The sequence below is a fragment of the Pseudomonas sp. FSL W5-0299 genome, assembly GCF_005930655.1.
GTDB lineage: Bacteria > Pseudomonadota > Gammaproteobacteria > Pseudomonadales > Pseudomonadaceae > Aquipseudomonas > Aquipseudomonas mandelii.
Genome location: NZ_RXHX01000021.1, coordinates 1 through 13,084 on the forward strand (window position 1 = coordinate 1; position 13,084 = coordinate 13,084).

The 13,084-nt window shown below is 57.8% G+C and carries 19 protein-coding genes; 5 read left to right on the top strand and 14 right to left on the bottom strand.

The genetic code is table 11. From position 1 onward, the window contains the following. Positions 1–433 precede the first annotated feature (433 nt). Positions 434–622 (top strand): hypothetical protein, encoded by a 189-nt coding sequence (locus tag FHL16_RS21940; RefSeq protein WP_010455030.1) that lies wholly within the window; start codon positions 434–436, stop codon positions 620–622. A 487-nt stretch (positions 623–1,109) separates the two neighbouring features. Next, on the top strand, positions 1,110–1,340 hold the full coding sequence (locus FHL16_RS34815) for a DUF6555 family protein (RefSeq protein WP_077749260.1): 231 nt from the start codon (positions 1,110–1,112) through the stop codon (positions 1,338–1,340). On the opposite strand, the gene FHL16_RS21955 is transcribed toward FHL16_RS34815, so the two are convergent. The 3 genes from FHL16_RS21955 to FHL16_RS21965 form a co-directional block, all read right to left on the bottom strand. Further along, positions 1,332–1,580, bottom strand: a complete 249-nt coding sequence (locus FHL16_RS21955) for a hypothetical protein (RefSeq protein WP_010455032.1) — start codon at positions 1,578–1,580, stop codon at positions 1,332–1,334. The genes FHL16_RS34815 and FHL16_RS21955 overlap by 9 nt on opposite strands. A 105-nt stretch (positions 1,581–1,685) precedes the next feature. Next, entirely contained in the window at positions 1,686–2,021 is a 336-nt protein-coding gene (locus FHL16_RS21960) for a hypothetical protein (RefSeq protein ID WP_042932783.1), read from the bottom strand. A 72-nt stretch (positions 2,022–2,093) separates the two neighbouring features. Further along, positions 2,094–2,303 carry a hypothetical protein gene (locus FHL16_RS21965; protein WP_042933086.1) on the bottom strand — a complete coding sequence of 70 codons (210 nt, stop codon included), beginning with the start codon at positions 2,301–2,303 and terminating at the stop codon, positions 2,094–2,096. Between the two features lie 178 nt (positions 2,304–2,481). Between FHL16_RS21965 and FHL16_RS21970 the strand changes: the two genes are divergently transcribed. After that, the gene (locus FHL16_RS21970) at positions 2,482–2,721 is read left to right on the top strand and encodes a hypothetical protein (protein WP_077749261.1); all 240 of its coding nucleotides are present in this window, start codon (positions 2,482–2,484) and stop codon (positions 2,719–2,721) included. A gap of 142 nt (positions 2,722–2,863) precedes the next feature. Here FHL16_RS21970 and FHL16_RS21975 read toward each other — a convergent pair whose 3' ends face one another. Together FHL16_RS21975 and FHL16_RS21980 are read right to left on the bottom strand one after the other, a co-directional pair. After that, entirely contained in the window at positions 2,864–3,211 is a 348-nt protein-coding gene (locus tag FHL16_RS21975; protein WP_077749262.1) for a hypothetical protein, read from the bottom strand. Positions 3,212–3,329: 118 nt separating this feature from the next. After that, on the bottom strand, positions 3,330–3,530 hold the full coding sequence (locus FHL16_RS21980) for a hypothetical protein (RefSeq protein WP_010455040.1): 201 nt from the start codon (positions 3,528–3,530) through the stop codon (positions 3,330–3,332). A 212-nt stretch (positions 3,531–3,742) separates the two neighbouring features. On the opposite strand from FHL16_RS21980, the gene FHL16_RS21985 reads away from it, so the two are divergent. Continuing rightward, complete coding sequence (locus FHL16_RS21985; RefSeq protein ID WP_077749263.1) at positions 3,743–4,105, top strand: NUDIX hydrolase; 363 nt, start codon at positions 3,743–3,745, stop codon at positions 4,103–4,105. Between the two features lie 15 nt (positions 4,106–4,120). Here FHL16_RS21985 and FHL16_RS21990 read toward each other — a convergent pair whose 3' ends face one another. The 8 genes from FHL16_RS21990 to FHL16_RS22025 all read right to left on the bottom strand — a co-directional run bounded on the left by FHL16_RS21990 (position 4,121) and on the right by FHL16_RS22025 (position 11,818). Continuing rightward, positions 4,121–4,894, bottom strand: a complete 774-nt coding sequence (locus tag FHL16_RS21990) for a 1,6-dihydroxycyclohexa-2,4-diene-1-carboxylate dehydrogenase (RefSeq protein WP_010455044.1) — start codon at positions 4,892–4,894, stop codon at positions 4,121–4,123. Positions 4,895–4,983: 89 nt separating this feature from the next. Then, a complete protein-coding gene (gene benC / locus FHL16_RS21995) occupies positions 4,984–5,997 on the bottom strand; it encodes a benzoate 1,2-dioxygenase electron transfer component BenC (RefSeq protein WP_077749264.1) in 1,014 nt (337 codons plus the stop codon). A 10-nt stretch (positions 5,998–6,007) separates the two neighbouring features. Further along, positions 6,008–6,496: a benzoate 1,2-dioxygenase small subunit gene (benB, locus tag FHL16_RS22000; RefSeq protein WP_077749265.1), complete on the bottom strand. Its 489-nt coding sequence runs from the start codon at positions 6,494–6,496 to the stop codon at positions 6,008–6,010. After that, the gene (benA, locus tag FHL16_RS22005; protein ID WP_077749266.1) at positions 6,493–7,857 is read right to left on the bottom strand and encodes a benzoate 1,2-dioxygenase large subunit; all 1,365 of its coding nucleotides are present in this window, start codon (positions 7,855–7,857) and stop codon (positions 6,493–6,495) included. The genes benB and benA overlap by 4 nt, the downstream gene beginning before the upstream one ends. A gap of 298 nt (positions 7,858–8,155) precedes the next feature. Further along, the gene (locus FHL16_RS22010; protein ID WP_077749267.1) at positions 8,156–9,115 is read right to left on the bottom strand and encodes an AraC family transcriptional regulator; all 960 of its coding nucleotides are present in this window, start codon (positions 9,113–9,115) and stop codon (positions 8,156–8,158) included. A 268-nt stretch (positions 9,116–9,383) separates the two neighbouring features. Next, positions 9,384–10,313, bottom strand: a complete 930-nt coding sequence (catA, locus tag FHL16_RS22015) for a catechol 1,2-dioxygenase (protein WP_077749268.1) — start codon at positions 10,311–10,313, stop codon at positions 9,384–9,386. A gap of 55 nt (positions 10,314–10,368) precedes the next feature. Continuing rightward, a complete protein-coding gene (catC, locus tag FHL16_RS22020; RefSeq protein WP_010455050.1) occupies positions 10,369–10,659 on the bottom strand; it encodes a muconolactone Delta-isomerase in 291 nt (96 codons plus the stop codon). A gap of 10 nt (positions 10,660–10,669) precedes the next feature. Then, a complete protein-coding gene (locus FHL16_RS22025; RefSeq protein ID WP_177346248.1) occupies positions 10,670–11,818 on the bottom strand; it encodes a muconate cycloisomerase family protein in 1,149 nt (382 codons plus the stop codon). Between the two features lie 127 nt (positions 11,819–11,945). On the opposite strand from FHL16_RS22025, the gene FHL16_RS22030 reads away from it, so the two are divergent. Further along, the gene (locus tag FHL16_RS22030) at positions 11,946–12,827 is read left to right on the top strand and encodes a LysR family transcriptional regulator (protein ID WP_077749269.1); all 882 of its coding nucleotides are present in this window, start codon (positions 11,946–11,948) and stop codon (positions 12,825–12,827) included. On the opposite strand, the gene FHL16_RS22035 is transcribed toward FHL16_RS22030, so the two are convergent. Beyond that, a complete protein-coding gene (locus FHL16_RS22035) occupies positions 12,824–13,066 on the bottom strand; it encodes a DUF1652 domain-containing protein (protein ID WP_010455056.1) in 243 nt (80 codons plus the stop codon). The genes FHL16_RS22030 and FHL16_RS22035 overlap by 4 nt on opposite strands. Between the last annotated feature and the right edge of the window lie 18 nt (positions 13,067–13,084).

The window sequence follows — 13,084 nt, forward strand, 5'->3', positions numbered from 1 at the left end:
GTTGACTATCAGTCTGACTCCACAAGCACCCACACGAATTGCTTGATTCAGTTGTTAAAGAGCGGTTGGTTAAGATCTTTCGTCTCAACCGAGGTGCGCATTCTACAGCACCCTTTTCAAATTGCAACCTAAAAAGTTTCTGATTTTACTAGCCAAATCAACTACTTACGCTGGAACAAACATCGATATGCTCGTTAGCGGGAGGCGAATAGTACAGCATTGAAATACGTGGTCAACCCCCTCTTCCAAAAATTCTGCTTTTCTTCATCAAGCGAGCGGCAATCGAGATCTCAGAGACCCATTTGATCTGTCATGCGCCAACAGACGCACCATTGCAGTGCGATTCACTGGCGCAGAGCCGTTTCCTCGACTAGGGTTTCTACCGAATCGAGTGACCCTGATACCCCAGCGGGCGCGTGATCAAGGAGGATAAATGACGTCTATTCACAAAACCGAGAAAACCTATCGCACCTGGTCCACACCCATCCTCCTTGAACTCAAGGAAAGAGAGCACCAGCTGGACGCTGACGCCCGCCAGGCACTTCATAACATCCTGACAGAGCGAAGGCTGATAAACACCGGCAACCCGTCTGGCGTCGATCGCCGTCGCTCCAGTTCCTGATGACTTCCCTGCCAGCAACCGCTCAGCAAACCGGCCTCTTCATCGGATACTTCAAATGCTCCCTTGCGGTAGTGGCTAGTAGCCGCTATCCATTAAGGTGAATTCAGAAGGAGTACGCGAGGATGATTCCAAGATTCGTTGTGGTTCCCGCCATTCCCACGGAAACGGGGTCAACGCGCAACGGAACGCGCTTCTACTGCAAAACCGCCCCCATAGGGTTCAACCTCTATGACAATGAAGAAAAGCGCAGGCTGCCCACAACCTATCCGACACGGACAGAAGCCGAGGAAGAATGTTTGCAGCTCAATAACGAATGTCTTCAATGCACGCTGTCTGAGCGCTCCCCCCGCGTCAACGTGCCCTGAGCACGCGCAAGACTGAATGAGGGCAAAACAATGCTCATTTATTGAAGCAGACAAAAGTCCGAAAAAGAGAAGGAACTGGCACTACGCCATTAATGTCGTAGTGGCAGCACCTGGAGATTCGGATGAACCGCCCTCGATATTTTCAAATCACGTATGGCTTCAACAAGACTCGGCATATTTTTATTCAACCCGACTCCCATATGTCTGAGGCAGACGCTTGGTACTACGCCTGCCTGCATTCGGGGATCGGGCTTTCGTATGGGGACAATCACGATCAGCAAGACTTTGATGCGCTACGAAGCCATGCACAGGAAAATGGCTTGAGGCAGGTGAGTTGGGAGGAGTTACCGTAAATGACCGTGTGCGGCCGCAGAGGTGCCGCCGTCCACGCCCTCTGTTGCCGTTGCAAATGCAGTGCTCGCCTCTTTCACCAACTTGCGCCATTCCACGCCGCTGATCAGCCCGGTACGTTCCATCTCGTCGGCGGCCTTGAGCAACTCGTCGTACTGTTCCTCAACATCCATGTGAATTTCCGGTTCTTTCAGAAGCTTGTACCAGGCCGCCAGGGCTTGCTTCTTTTGATCATCATTCATCGCCAAACTCCCAGGGACAGTTTTCACTTGGATGTTATCCAGCGAATGACCGTTCCTCAGTTCCGACATACGGCGCTTACAACCGAAACTCACATGCATTGAGTCTTACAAGCAGCTACGAACGGCCTTGCGCATCGCGCCCGACTTGGCCCATGGCGGGCCCTGATACAGCGAGACTCGACTGCCGTCCTTGTATTTCACGATGTCCAGAATCTCGTCAGCCGTAATAATGCTGGGCGCGTTGATCCGGTAGCCATTGGAAATACCGGTCTGAGTCGTCTTGGGGACTTCCTGCTGCCATAGTGGCAAAAGACACGCGGCGTATTCTTTGGGAGCCTTGTTACTGTACTTGCTGACGTTAGGCTCACCTGGAACCAGGGATGCCGGCAATGAACAACCCGCCAGCATCGCCATCGCTATTCCCCCAATCAACATCCGCATGACGCTTCCTTATCCTGAAAAACGGGAAATGTAGCGCGTAGCGAACCAGACATCCATCTATAGAATCAGCCCTCAGGGCGTTACGTTGTGATCGGGATAAGACCGTTTGTTCAAATACGTCATCCATCGCTCATACGCTTCATGCTGCCATTGAGTGACCCGCTCCCACTCCGGCCCACTTAACTGATGGGCCGAAATCAGCTTCATCATCTCCGCAGTTGCTGCGTCCAGGTCAACCATCAGCTCATGCGCATGGAATCTGAAATCATCGGTGCTGGTCATTTGAAGTTGCCTCGCCCTAGCGAACATTCGCCACTTCAGTACGACATCACGCGGGTTCGTTCGCGCTCACTCTCCCGACAAGCGGCGCACCTTCCATCCCCTGAGCAGCAGGCGAGCAAACGCCCCGCCCGTTAATTGGGACTACTCTTTTGTAGCGGGGTATCAGCAGGAGGTCATCATGTGGCTCAACGAAAATGAAAACGAACTTCGGCGTGATCTGCAAGGAGTTGCGTCGGACCTGAGGTGGTCGGCAGTGGAGCTCTTGCGCATCGCAGAGCAGCTACGCCTGGCCGGCAATGATGTCGATGCGCAAGCAACTAAAAGGCTGTGCGAGTTATTTCAGGGTGATGAACAGCGACTGATGGGCTATGCCGATGAAGTGAAAGCCAAAATCATCAGCCGGGCGAAAGCCCAATAACGGGAGCGTTGTCATGAACACGCCTCTATTCGCGCTAGATGTCATGCTGGCAGCGACGGGTGGCTGCAGCATTGATTCATACGTTTATCGGGACCAGCCGCTGGTCGCCAAGCATGGTTACTAGCCAACATGGGGTGGCAAGCTAGCTGGAAGCGGGTTTATTACAAGTGTCCCGCCATTTATCCGCGAACCTGTTAATGGCTTGGCTTTTGAGTTCTGGAGAATCGAGGACGGGCTGGTTGTACGCTTCGTTGATCAACATGGCACCCAACTTGTCATGATCAGGATTACCCGACTTCACGGCCAGCAGGCTTTCTTTCGTTTCGTTATTTTGCCGAGACTGCATGATCGATCCGGCCAATGTACGAAAAACATCGCAGACCTTTTGATTGGTGTGGATTTCGCCTTGCGTCTGGGCTAGAACCTGACCAACACCAGCAAGGTAAACAGCAGATAACAATGCCAGAGCAGTGAAGCGACCTTTCAACATGCTTTCTTCCTTGAATTAAAAGCGGCCACCCTATCATCCAAATGTCACGTTTAAAATCTTCCAACTCCTGATTTCAAGACAAAAAAAGCCCCGGCATCCCAGGGCTTCAAACTTGCGCTCATTCTGATTTCTGGCTTGGCGTCGATCGAACCGCTCTTGCTCTGTAGGCAGGAAGCGCTGCCGCAAACGCCAGTGCCTCCTCTTTGCTGCCAAAAGCCCCGAGACGGTCGCCTTTGGTGCACACCCGCCAGGGGCCGTTGTTTACGCTGAGTACGTCATAACCGTTCATGTGCATTTTATTCAGCATCGGAACGCTCATAGTCACCTCCTTTTCGGCAGTGATAAGCCACGATTGACTTGGCTACCTTACACCCGCCCTTTGCCCAAGTGCCGACCAGACGTCGTGTCAGGTTTTCGACATTCCTTTGCACTTTCTACCGCTTCCCTCACTCCAACCCTTTGAAACAGAGGCATGGGCCTGAATATTGCATTTTCATGACTGTTTTATGACAAGCGGCGGTTTAGTAACACATGAAAGTACGGGCAACAGTCATTTGCGAGCAGGATCGGCATGTTCTCCTGGTGCGCAAACCCAGGTGTCGCTGGACCTTGCCCGGAGGAAAAGTCGAGCGCGGCGAAACCACTGCGTGCGCCGCCATGCGCGAACTCCAGGAAGAAACCGGGCTTGGAGTCGACGGCTTGTTGTACTTGATGGAACTGGAAACGAGCAGCACCCGCCACCATGTGTTCGAGGCGTCGGTCCTAAACTCGGACGAAGCCCGGCCCCAAAATGAAATCTTCGATTGCATGTGGTTTCCGCTGGACTCAGTCCAGAATCTGAACACAAGCGACGCCACGCTCAAGATCGTCAAAGCCTTCCAGCGTCGCTTGTAAGTTTGCGCAGCCGCCTCAGCCCTGATCGCCGCCGCCCACCGGCATGACCATGCCGGTGATGTACGAAGCCTCGTCGCTGGCCAGAAACAGAATAGCGCCAGCCTGCTCATCCAGCGTGCCGTAGCGCTTCATCAAACTGCTGTCGAGCGTCTGGCCGACAAGTTGCTGATACCAGACTTTCTCTTCGGCGCTCTGCTCTGCGCTGTTTCGCGGGATGACCCGCGGCGGTGCTTCGGTGCCGCCGGGCGCGGTGGCATTGACCCGGACTCCGCGACCGGCGGTTTCAAACGCCAGGCAAGCAGTCAGCGCATTGACACCGCCCTTCGCCGCGCCATACGGCACACGATTGATGCTGCGGGTAGCGATGGATGAAACATTGACGATCGCGCCGCTGCCCTGTTCAAGCATGAACGGCAGCGCGGCATGGCAGCACCACAAGGTCGGAAACAACGAACGACGGACTTCGGCTTCGATCTGCTGCTCTTCGTAGTGTTCGAAAGGCTTCGCCCAGATCGTGCCGCCTACGTTGTTGACCAGCACATCCAGACGCCCAAAGCGCTCGACGGCGGTGCGCATCACGCGGCTGCATTCGCTGTATTGCTCAAGGTCGGCGGTCAGGGCAAGCACCTGGCTGCCCTGCCCCAATTGTTGCTGCACCTCGAACACCAGGTCCGAGCGATCAACCAGAATCAATCGCGCACCCTCAGCGGCCATGCGCTCCGCCACCCGCCGACCAATGCCTTGCGCCGCGCCGGTGATCAGCGCGACTTTTTCGTGAAATCTGTTCATGTGGACCTCGTGACGAAGGATGCCATGCAGTGAAAACGTCCCAGACAAAACACTGACCTGTGGAATCAGTGATCACGCTACGGCTGGACTCAAGCCGCGCTGGCAGCGAATTTCTCGTAATAGAAGTTCGCAGGCGCGACGCCTTGCTCGCGAATGAATTGACTGACCGCTTCGACCATCGGCGGCGGGCCGCACAGGTAGATGTCGACGTCGCCCTCGTTCAAATGTCGTGGCTCGATATGCTGGGTCACGTAGCCTTTGAGCGGATGCTGGCTGTCGGGGTTGGCGACGCAGGCACTGAAGCTGAAATTCGGGATGCGCGCGGCAAACGCTTCGAGCCGGTCCATTTCCACCAAGTCAAAATCGTTGGTCACGCCATAGATCAGATGCAGCGGATGCTCGCTGCCCTGCTCGGCTATTTTCTCCAGCATCGCGGTGAACGGCGCCAGACCGGTTCCACCCGCCAGCAGCAACAACGGCCGGCGAATGTCGCGCAGATAAAAGCTGCCCAACGGCCCGGCCAGACACATGCTATCGCCGGCCTTGGCCATGCCGGTGAGGAAGCTGCTCATCAAGCCGCCGGGCACGTTGCGGATCAGGAAACTCACTTCGCCGTCACGCTGCAACGAGCTGAAGGAGTAAGCGCGGGTCTGCTCGCTGCCGGGAACTCCCAGGTTCACATACTGACCCGGCAGAAACGCCAGTTTGCTCAGCGCTTCGCCCTTGATCGACAGCGCGATGGTGCTGTCGGACAACTGCCGCACGGCGCTGATGGTGGCGTCGTAACTGGCCTGATGGGTACGGCAAACCTGCGATGAAGTCGGCACGCGCACCACGCAATCGCTCTGGGCGCGCATCTGGCAGGTCAGGACAAAACCCTGCTGCGCTTCATCGGCGCTGAGCGCGTCTTCGATGTATTCCTCGCCCAAGTCATAACGACCGGCCTCGGCGAAACACTTGCAGGTGCCGCACGCGCCGTCGCGGCAATCGAGCGGAATATTGATGCCTTGACGGTACGCGGCATCGGCCACGGTTTCGCCCACGTTGGCGTCGATGAACCGGGTGACGCCGTCTTCGAAATTGAATGCAATGGAATGAGTCATGACGGCCGCCTCAGAGGTGGTAAACATCGATGACCTGGCGAACGTAATCGTTCTTCAGGATCACTTTCTTGGCCTTGATCAGCAGGTTTTCACCGCGCACATCAAGGGTGTAGAAACTGCTGCCGAAATAGCTGTCGACGGTCTTGTAGCGAAAGCTCAGGGTGTGCCAGTTGAAGCGCACCTTGCACAGGCCGTCGGCCTGCTCAAGCAGTTCGATGTTGCTGATGTTGTGCGATGTGCGGGTGTCCGGAACACTGGCGCTGGAGCGCTCGGTCTTGATGCGGAAGATGCGGTCTTCCAGGCCGGTGCGGTTGCCGTACCAGATCAGCGAGATTTCCCGCTGCGGGTCTTCGGTCAACTCGTCGTTGTCGTCCCAGGAAGGCATCCAGAACGAGGCATCGGCGGCGTACATCTCCAGCCAGTCGTCCCATTGCTTGTCGTCGAGGTAGCGTGCTTCGCGGTAGAGGAAATCGCGCACTGCATCATAAGTGAGGGTCATTGCACGGCCTCCACAGCAATCAATTCGGGCTGTTCGGCAGCCAGAGCCTTGAGCATGGTTTGCTGCCAGTATTTGTGTTGCAGCACGAACAGGCCTTCGTCTTCGGTGCGCACGCCGCTGAGCAAGGGATGCAGGTCGATTTCCCTGGCCGCCTCATCGGCGCCCTCGACCCAGTGTTCGGCACCGCGGGACATGTCATTCCACGTCGTGACGCTGCCCTGATAGCTGGTCTGGCACGAGCGAAACTCTTCCAGATCATCCGGGGTGGCCATGCCGCTGACGTTGAAGAAATCCTCGTACTGACGAATCCGGCTCGAACGGGCGTGGTCGCTTTCGCCTTTGGGGGCGATGCAATAGATGGTGATTTCCGTGCGGTCGACCGAGATCGGGCGGGCGATGCGGATCTGCGAGCTGAACTGGTCCATCAGGTAGACGTTCGGGTACAGGCACAGGTTGCGCGAATTCTCGATCATCCAGTCGGCACGGGCCTGGCCGAAGTCCCGGGACAGCTTGTCGCGGCGTTCGTAGAGCGGGCGATCCTCGGGGTTGGACCAGCGGGTCCAGAGCAGCATGTGGCCCTTGTCGAACGAGTAGAAACCCCCGCCCTGCTTGGCCCAGGTCCCGGCGCTCATGGTCGGATTGCTGTCACCGGCTTCACGCTGTTTGCGCTGGTTCTGGGTAGCGGCGTAGTTCCAGTGCACGGAGCTGACGTGGTAGCCATCGGCGCCGTTTTCGGCGGTGAGTTTCCAGTTGCCTTCATAGATATAACTTGAGGAACCGCGCAGCACTTCGAGGCCATCGGCGGACTGGTCGACGATCATGTCGATGATCTTTGCCGACTCGCCCAGGTGCTCGACCAGCGGCACCACATCGGCGTTGAGGCTGCCGAACAGGAAGCCGCGGTACGACTCGAATCTCGCGACTTTGGTCAGGTCGTGGGAGCCTTCGCAGTTGAAGCTCGCCGGGTAACCCGCAGCCGCCGGGTCTTTGACCTTGAGCAGTTTGCCGGAGTTGTTGAAGGTCCAGCCGTGGAATGGGCAGGTGTAGGAGCTCTTGTTGCCGGTCTTGTGCCGGCACAGCGTCGCGCCGCGATGGCTGCAGGCGTTGATGAAGGCGTTGAGCACACCTTCCTTGTTGCGCGCGATGAAGATCGACTGGCGCCCCATGGTGGTGGTGTAGAAATCGTTGATGTTGGGGATCTGGCTTTCGTGCGCCAGGTACAGCCAGTTGCCTTCGAAGATGTGTTTCATCTCCAGGTCGAACAGCCGTGGATCAGTGAACATCTCGCGCTTGCAGCGGTAGATACCCTGTTCTTTGTCATCTTCAAGCAGGGAGTGAAGGTATTCGGGTCGCAGGGACATGGCCGCCGCCTCCATTGTTTTTATTCAGGCAGGGCCATGCTAGGACGGGGGGATGCGCGGGACTATCCGATGGGTGCAGACCTGTATCCGTTTACTGCAACGTGCGGTGAATCATTGATGCCCACCCATCAGGACCGACAGGAACCTGTGGCGAGGGAGCTTGCTCCCGCTCCACTGCGCAGCAGTCGCAAACCTGTGCCCCCCGGTTTTGCAGAATAATCGCGGTCGCAGGTTTTGGGGCTGTTTCGCAGCCCGGCGGGAGCAAGCTCCCTCGCCACAAGTTGCATGTCGCCTGGGGTCAGTGCCGGCGCTTGAGGGTGTCGGACGGTAACTCGCCGAACTGTTTGCGGTAGTTGTCGGAGAACCGCCCCAGGTGCAGGAAGCCGTAATCCATAGCCACTTCCGTGACGTTTCGCACGTTGCAGGTCGGGTCGCTCAGGCACTGGTTGATGCGTTCGAGTTTCTTCTGCCGAATGTAGTTTTGCGGCGAAGTCCCGGCGTTGCGTTCGAACAAACCATACAGCGAACGCAGGCTCATCCGCGCCTGACGCGCCAGTTCTTCACTGTCGATGTCCTGCTTGAGGTTGCGCGCGATGTAATCGGCAATCCCCTCGAACGTCGTCGCCGGCGAGCCAAGGCTGCTGCGGATGACGTTGGTTTTCATCAGGCTGAGCATCTTGCTGACGATGATCTGCGCGTAGTGTTCCTGAACCCGGGGAATCTGCTGGATGGCCTCTGCTTCCTGGCAAATCATCGCCAGCAGGCCGACAAAGCCTTCCAGCTCATCAAGCTGATAACGATTCTCCAGAAACCGCACGCCCTGCCCCGGATAGCGCCAGCGCTGCTCCTCACACACCGACTCGAACAGCCGGGTAGGTACTTTGAGGATGAATTTTTCGCAATCGTCGGAGTACGTCAAGTCCACCGGGTCGTCGGGGTTGATCAGCAGCAATTCACCCGGCGCAAAGTAATGCTCCTGACCGTGACCGCGCCACAGGCAGTTGCCGCGCAGTAGCACTTGCAGGTGATAGATCGTTTCCAGCGCGCCCGAGGTCACCCGCACGCTGGCGCCGTAGCTGATGCGGCACAGGTCAAGGCTGGCGAATTTGCGATGATCGAGGCTGGCCAGTGGACGGCCGGCCCTGGGCATGAGGATGCAATGATTGCCGACATGCTGATTGACGTAACCCGACACCGCGTAAGGGTCGGCGTGGTCGAATACTCTGCTGCGCGGACTCAACAGTTGCGCCTGCATCATCGGGTTACTCTCGTTGTTGTTATCGATTGCGTCGGGTCATTCTAAGGCCATATTTGCAGCGGTGTGTCAGTGGGCTGACCTGTGGAAGGTTCTGGCCCTATCGCGAGCTGGCTCGCTCCCACAGTTGACCGCGTTCGCCCTGATGTAACTTGGTCAATGTGGGAGCGAACCTGTTCGCGATAGGGCCATCAGTCTCAACATCAACGTTGACGGACACCCCGCATTCGCAAACAGGCTCGTTCCCACAAAGATTCGACGATCGAGGCAATCAATCCTCGAGCGCGCGAACCCGTTCGTGGCGCTGCTGTTCGTCAGGTTGCGCGGAGGTCTGCAAGGTAAAATCGAAGTCGATCTCGGCAAACCGGCCGCTGACACCATGGGCTGCCGCGCGCTGCGGGTCGTCGCTGAAGGTGATGTGGGCGATCAGCTCGTCGCGGGTGGCGTAGGCAAAATCGTCATGCAGGTACTGATCGCCATCGAGGTTGATCTGGGTGGTCAGGTGACGATGGTCCGGCGCGGAGATAAAGAAGTGAATGTGCGCCGGACGCTGGCCATGACGGCCCAGTTGATCGAGCAATTGCTGGGTCGGACCGTCCGGCGGGCAACCGTAGCCCGACGGCACGATGCTGCGGAAACGGTAGCGGCCCTCGGCATCGGTGACGATGCGGCGGCGCAGGTTGAATTCCGATTGCGTGGTATCGAAGTAGGAATAAGTGCCGCCCGTGTTGGCGTGCCAGACATCCACCACTGCGCCGGCCAAAGGTTCGCCAGCGGTGTTGCGTACCTGGCCCTGCATGAACAGAACCACGCCCGGATCAACGCCATCGTCCAGTCGTGCCTCAGCCTCGGACAACGGCGCGCCCGCCACATACAACGGGCCTTCGATGGTCCGCGGCGTACCGCCCGCCTTCCCCGCCTGCTCGTCTTCGGCGTCCATCAGCAAGTCCAGGTAGTGTTCCAGGCCGAGGCCGGCCACCAGCAAACCGGCCTCCTGGCGCGCGCCCAGCACGTTGAGGTAATTGACCGCTTTCCAGAACTCTTCCGGGGTCACGGCGAGGTCTTCGATGATGTTTACCGAATCACGCAAAATACGGTAAACCAAGGCTTTGACCCGCGGGTCGCCAGCGTCGTTGAGCAAGCCGCTGGCGTCTTCGAGAAACTTCTGGGCACTGGCAGTGTGGGAAATCTTGACGTTCATTTTTTGGGGTTCCTCATCTTGTAATTATGGGCGTAGCGAACTGAACAGGCTGGGTTCAGCGGTCATCCTCGCGAATGGAAGAAGGATGCCGGCACATCGCATCGACCTCGATCGCCATGTACGGAAACAGCGGCAATTGCATCAGCAGGTCGTGCAGTTCCTGAACGCTGTCGACGTCGAAAACGCTGTAATTGGCATAGTGCCCGGCGATGCGCCACAGGTGCCGCCATTTGCCTTGCTCTTGCAGGCGCTGGGCCAGGGCTTTTTCATCGGACTTGAGCTGGGTGGCGAGATCCGGGTTGATGTCGACCGGCAGATTCACGGTCATTTTTACGTGAAATAGCATGATGCTCTCCTCAGGCTTGATGAACGGAAGTGGATGTTTTGTCGCGCCGGAAAAACGCCAGGCGTTCCTCATCCAGGCTCAGGCCAAGGCCTGGTGTTTGCGGCACGTGCAGCGCAAAGTCGCGATAGACCAGCGGCTCGCTGAGCACGTCTTCCGTCAGCAGCAACGGGCCGAACAGCTCGGTGTCCCAGGCCAGTTTATTCAGGGTGATAAAGGCATGGGCCGAGGCCAGCGTGCCGACCCCTCCTTCAAGCATAGTGCCGCCGTACAGACCGATACCGGCAGCTTCGGCGATGGCGGCGGTCCGCAGCACGGCCCGTGGCCCGCCGTTCTTGGCGATTTTCAGGGCGAACACCGAAGCGGCCCCTTCGCGTGCCAGATTGAAAGCGTCTTCCACGCACTCGATCGATTCATCGGCCATGATCGGCGCCGGGCTCATGGCGTTCAGTCGCACCATGCCCGCGCGGTTGGTGCGTGAGATCGGCTGTTCGATCAAGTCGATGCCGTTGCTGCCCAGTATCCGGCAGGCGCGCAGTGCGACCGCCTCGTCCCAGGCCTGATTGACATCGACCCGCACGCTGGCGCGATCGCCCAGGGCTTTCTTGATGGCAATAACGTGGGCCAGGTCATGATTGACTTCTCCGGCACCGATTTTCAGTTTGAAGATCCGGTGGCGCCGCAGGTCGAGCATTTTTTCCGCTTCGGCGATGTCCTTGTCGGTGTCGCCGCTGGCCAGGGTCCAGGCCACCGGCAGCGCATCACGAACGCGACCGCCCAGCAACTCACTGACCGGCAGGCCAAGGCGTTTGCCCTGGGCGTCGAGCAAGGCGCTTTCGATACCTGATTTGGCAAACGTGTTACCTCGAATGCTGCGCTCCAGGCGCAACATCGCCGCATTGATGTTGCCGCTGTTCTCACCGATCAGCAGTGGCGCGAAGTGTTTGTCGATATTGGTCTTGATGCTGTCCGGGCTTTCATTGCCATAGGCCAGGCCACCGATGGTGGTGGACTCACCAATGCCTTCGATGCCATCGGCGCAGCGCACGCGGATGATCACCAGAGTCTGGTTCTGCATGGTGTGCATGGCCAGTTTGTGCGGGCGAATGGTCGGCAGATCGACGATGATCGTCTCGATCGATTCAATGGCAGTTGCACGCATGTCGATACCCGTCAGGTTCTTTAAGTTCTGAAATGGATTCTCATACGGCTTTTTGCCGACGGCCAATATAGAATTGGTCTGGATCGATACCTTAAAGGTATTCAGCCGCTCAATGCCTGGAGGCACCATGGAATTGCGTCACCTGCGGTATTTTCAGGTGTTGGCTCAAACCCTCAATTTCACCCGCGCCGCCGAACTGCTGCACATTGCCCAGCCCCCGTTGAGCCGACAGATCCAGCAACTGGAAGATGAACTCGGGGTGTTATTGCTCGAGCGTGGCCGTCCGCTGAAGCTGACCGACGCCGGGCGCTTCTTCCATGAACACTCCACCGCCTTGCTCGAACAGCTGGCCAAGGTCTGCGACAACACCAAGCGCATCGGCCTGGGGGAAAAGACCTGGCTGGGCATCGGTTTTGCGCCATCGACGCTGTATGGCGTGCTGCCGGAACTGATTCGTCGCTTGCGCAGTGGCGAGCCTCTGGAGCTTGAGCTCGGGCTTTCGGAAATGACCACGCTGCAACAGGTGCAGGCGCTCAAGGCCGGGCGCATAGACATCGGTTTCGGGCGGATCCGCATCGACGACCCGGCGATCATCCAGACGGTATTGACCGAAGACCGGCTGGTCGCCGCCCTGCCTGCCGGCCACCCGCTGCTGGCCGGGCCGATCAGTCTGCGCCAACTGGCGAAAGAGCCTTTTGTGCTGTACCCCGGCAATCCACGCCCCAGCTACGCCGACCACGTTATTGCGCTGTTCGAATCCTACGGCGTGAGCATCCACGTGGCGCAATGGACCAACGAACTGCAAACAGCAATCGGTCTGGTAGGGGCCGGTATCGGGGTCACACTGGTGCCCGCGTCGGTGCAGTTGCTGCACCGCGACGACATTGGTTTCACCCCGTTGCTGGAAGACAACGCGACGTCACCGATCATTCTCAGTCGGCGCGTGGGCGATGTGACGCCGGGGTTGAATCATTGCTTGAAAATGATTGATGAACTGCTGCCCCGCTAACCGGCGAAGGCCCGGCGCCCGGCACGCAGTTCGGTGCGTAATTCGCCAATAAGGTCGGAGATCGCGCGAACGGTGGTCAGCCTGGCGGGCGTTACACAGGGAATGAGCAAATCGATGCGCCCGGTGGCCCGGTCGTACACTTTGATCCGCAACAATCCATTGGGATTCACTGTGCACTCGCAGGAAAGCGGCTTAAAACCGGACTCTACAATGTTGCAAAGGACTGAAATAGAAACCATGACTGACGCCTCCTTGGC

Bases quoted from the DNA above. Each gene is read 5' to 3' on its own strand.
- FHL16_RS21940 (WP_010455030.1), top strand. From the start codon at position 434: ATGACGTCTATTCACAAAACCGAGAAAACCTATCGCACCTGGTCCACA.
- FHL16_RS34815 (WP_077749260.1), top strand. From the start codon at position 1,110: ATGAACCGCCCTCGATATTTTCAAATCACGTATGGCTTCAACAAGACT.
- FHL16_RS21955 (WP_010455032.1), bottom strand. From the start codon at position 1,580: ATGAATGATGATCAAAAGAAGCAAGCCCTGGCGGCCTGGTACAAGCTT.
- FHL16_RS21960 (WP_042932783.1), bottom strand. From the start codon at position 2,021: ATGCGGATGTTGATTGGGGGAATAGCGATGGCGATGCTGGCGGGTTGT.
- FHL16_RS21965 (WP_042933086.1), bottom strand. From the start codon at position 2,303: ATGACCAGCACCGATGATTTCAGATTCCATGCGCATGAGCTGATGGTT.
- FHL16_RS21970 (WP_077749261.1), top strand. From the start codon at position 2,482: ATGTGGCTCAACGAAAATGAAAACGAACTTCGGCGTGATCTGCAAGGA.
- FHL16_RS21975 (WP_077749262.1), bottom strand. From the start codon at position 3,211: ATGTTGAAAGGTCGCTTCACTGCTCTGGCATTGTTATCTGCTGTTTAC.
- FHL16_RS21980 (WP_010455040.1), bottom strand. From the start codon at position 3,530: ATGAGCGTTCCGATGCTGAATAAAATGCACATGAACGGTTATGACGTA.
- FHL16_RS21985 (WP_077749263.1), top strand. From the start codon at position 3,743: ATGAAAGTACGGGCAACAGTCATTTGCGAGCAGGATCGGCATGTTCTC.
- FHL16_RS21990 (WP_010455044.1), bottom strand. From the start codon at position 4,894: ATGAACAGATTTCACGAAAAAGTCGCGCTGATCACCGGCGCGGCGCAA.
- benC (WP_077749264.1), bottom strand. From the start codon at position 5,997: ATGACTCATTCCATTGCATTCAATTTCGAAGACGGCGTCACCCGGTTC.
- benB (WP_077749265.1), bottom strand. From the start codon at position 6,496: ATGACCCTCACTTATGATGCAGTGCGCGATTTCCTCTACCGCGAAGCA.
- benA (WP_077749266.1), bottom strand. From the start codon at position 7,857: ATGTCCCTGCGACCCGAATACCTTCACTCCCTGCTTGAAGATGACAAA.
- FHL16_RS22010 (WP_077749267.1), bottom strand. From the start codon at position 9,115: ATGATGCAGGCGCAACTGTTGAGTCCGCGCAGCAGAGTATTCGACCAC.
- catA (WP_077749268.1), bottom strand. From the start codon at position 10,313: ATGAACGTCAAGATTTCCCACACTGCCAGTGCCCAGAAGTTTCTCGAA.
- catC (WP_010455050.1), bottom strand. From the start codon at position 10,659: ATGCTATTTCACGTAAAAATGACCGTGAATCTGCCGGTCGACATCAAC.
- FHL16_RS22025 (WP_177346248.1), bottom strand. From the start codon at position 11,818: ATGCGTGCAACTGCCATTGAATCGATCGAGACGATCATCGTCGATCTG.
- FHL16_RS22030 (WP_077749269.1), top strand. From the start codon at position 11,946: ATGGAATTGCGTCACCTGCGGTATTTTCAGGTGTTGGCTCAAACCCTC.
- FHL16_RS22035 (WP_010455056.1), bottom strand. From the start codon at position 13,066: ATGGTTTCTATTTCAGTCCTTTGCAACATTGTAGAGTCCGGTTTTAAG.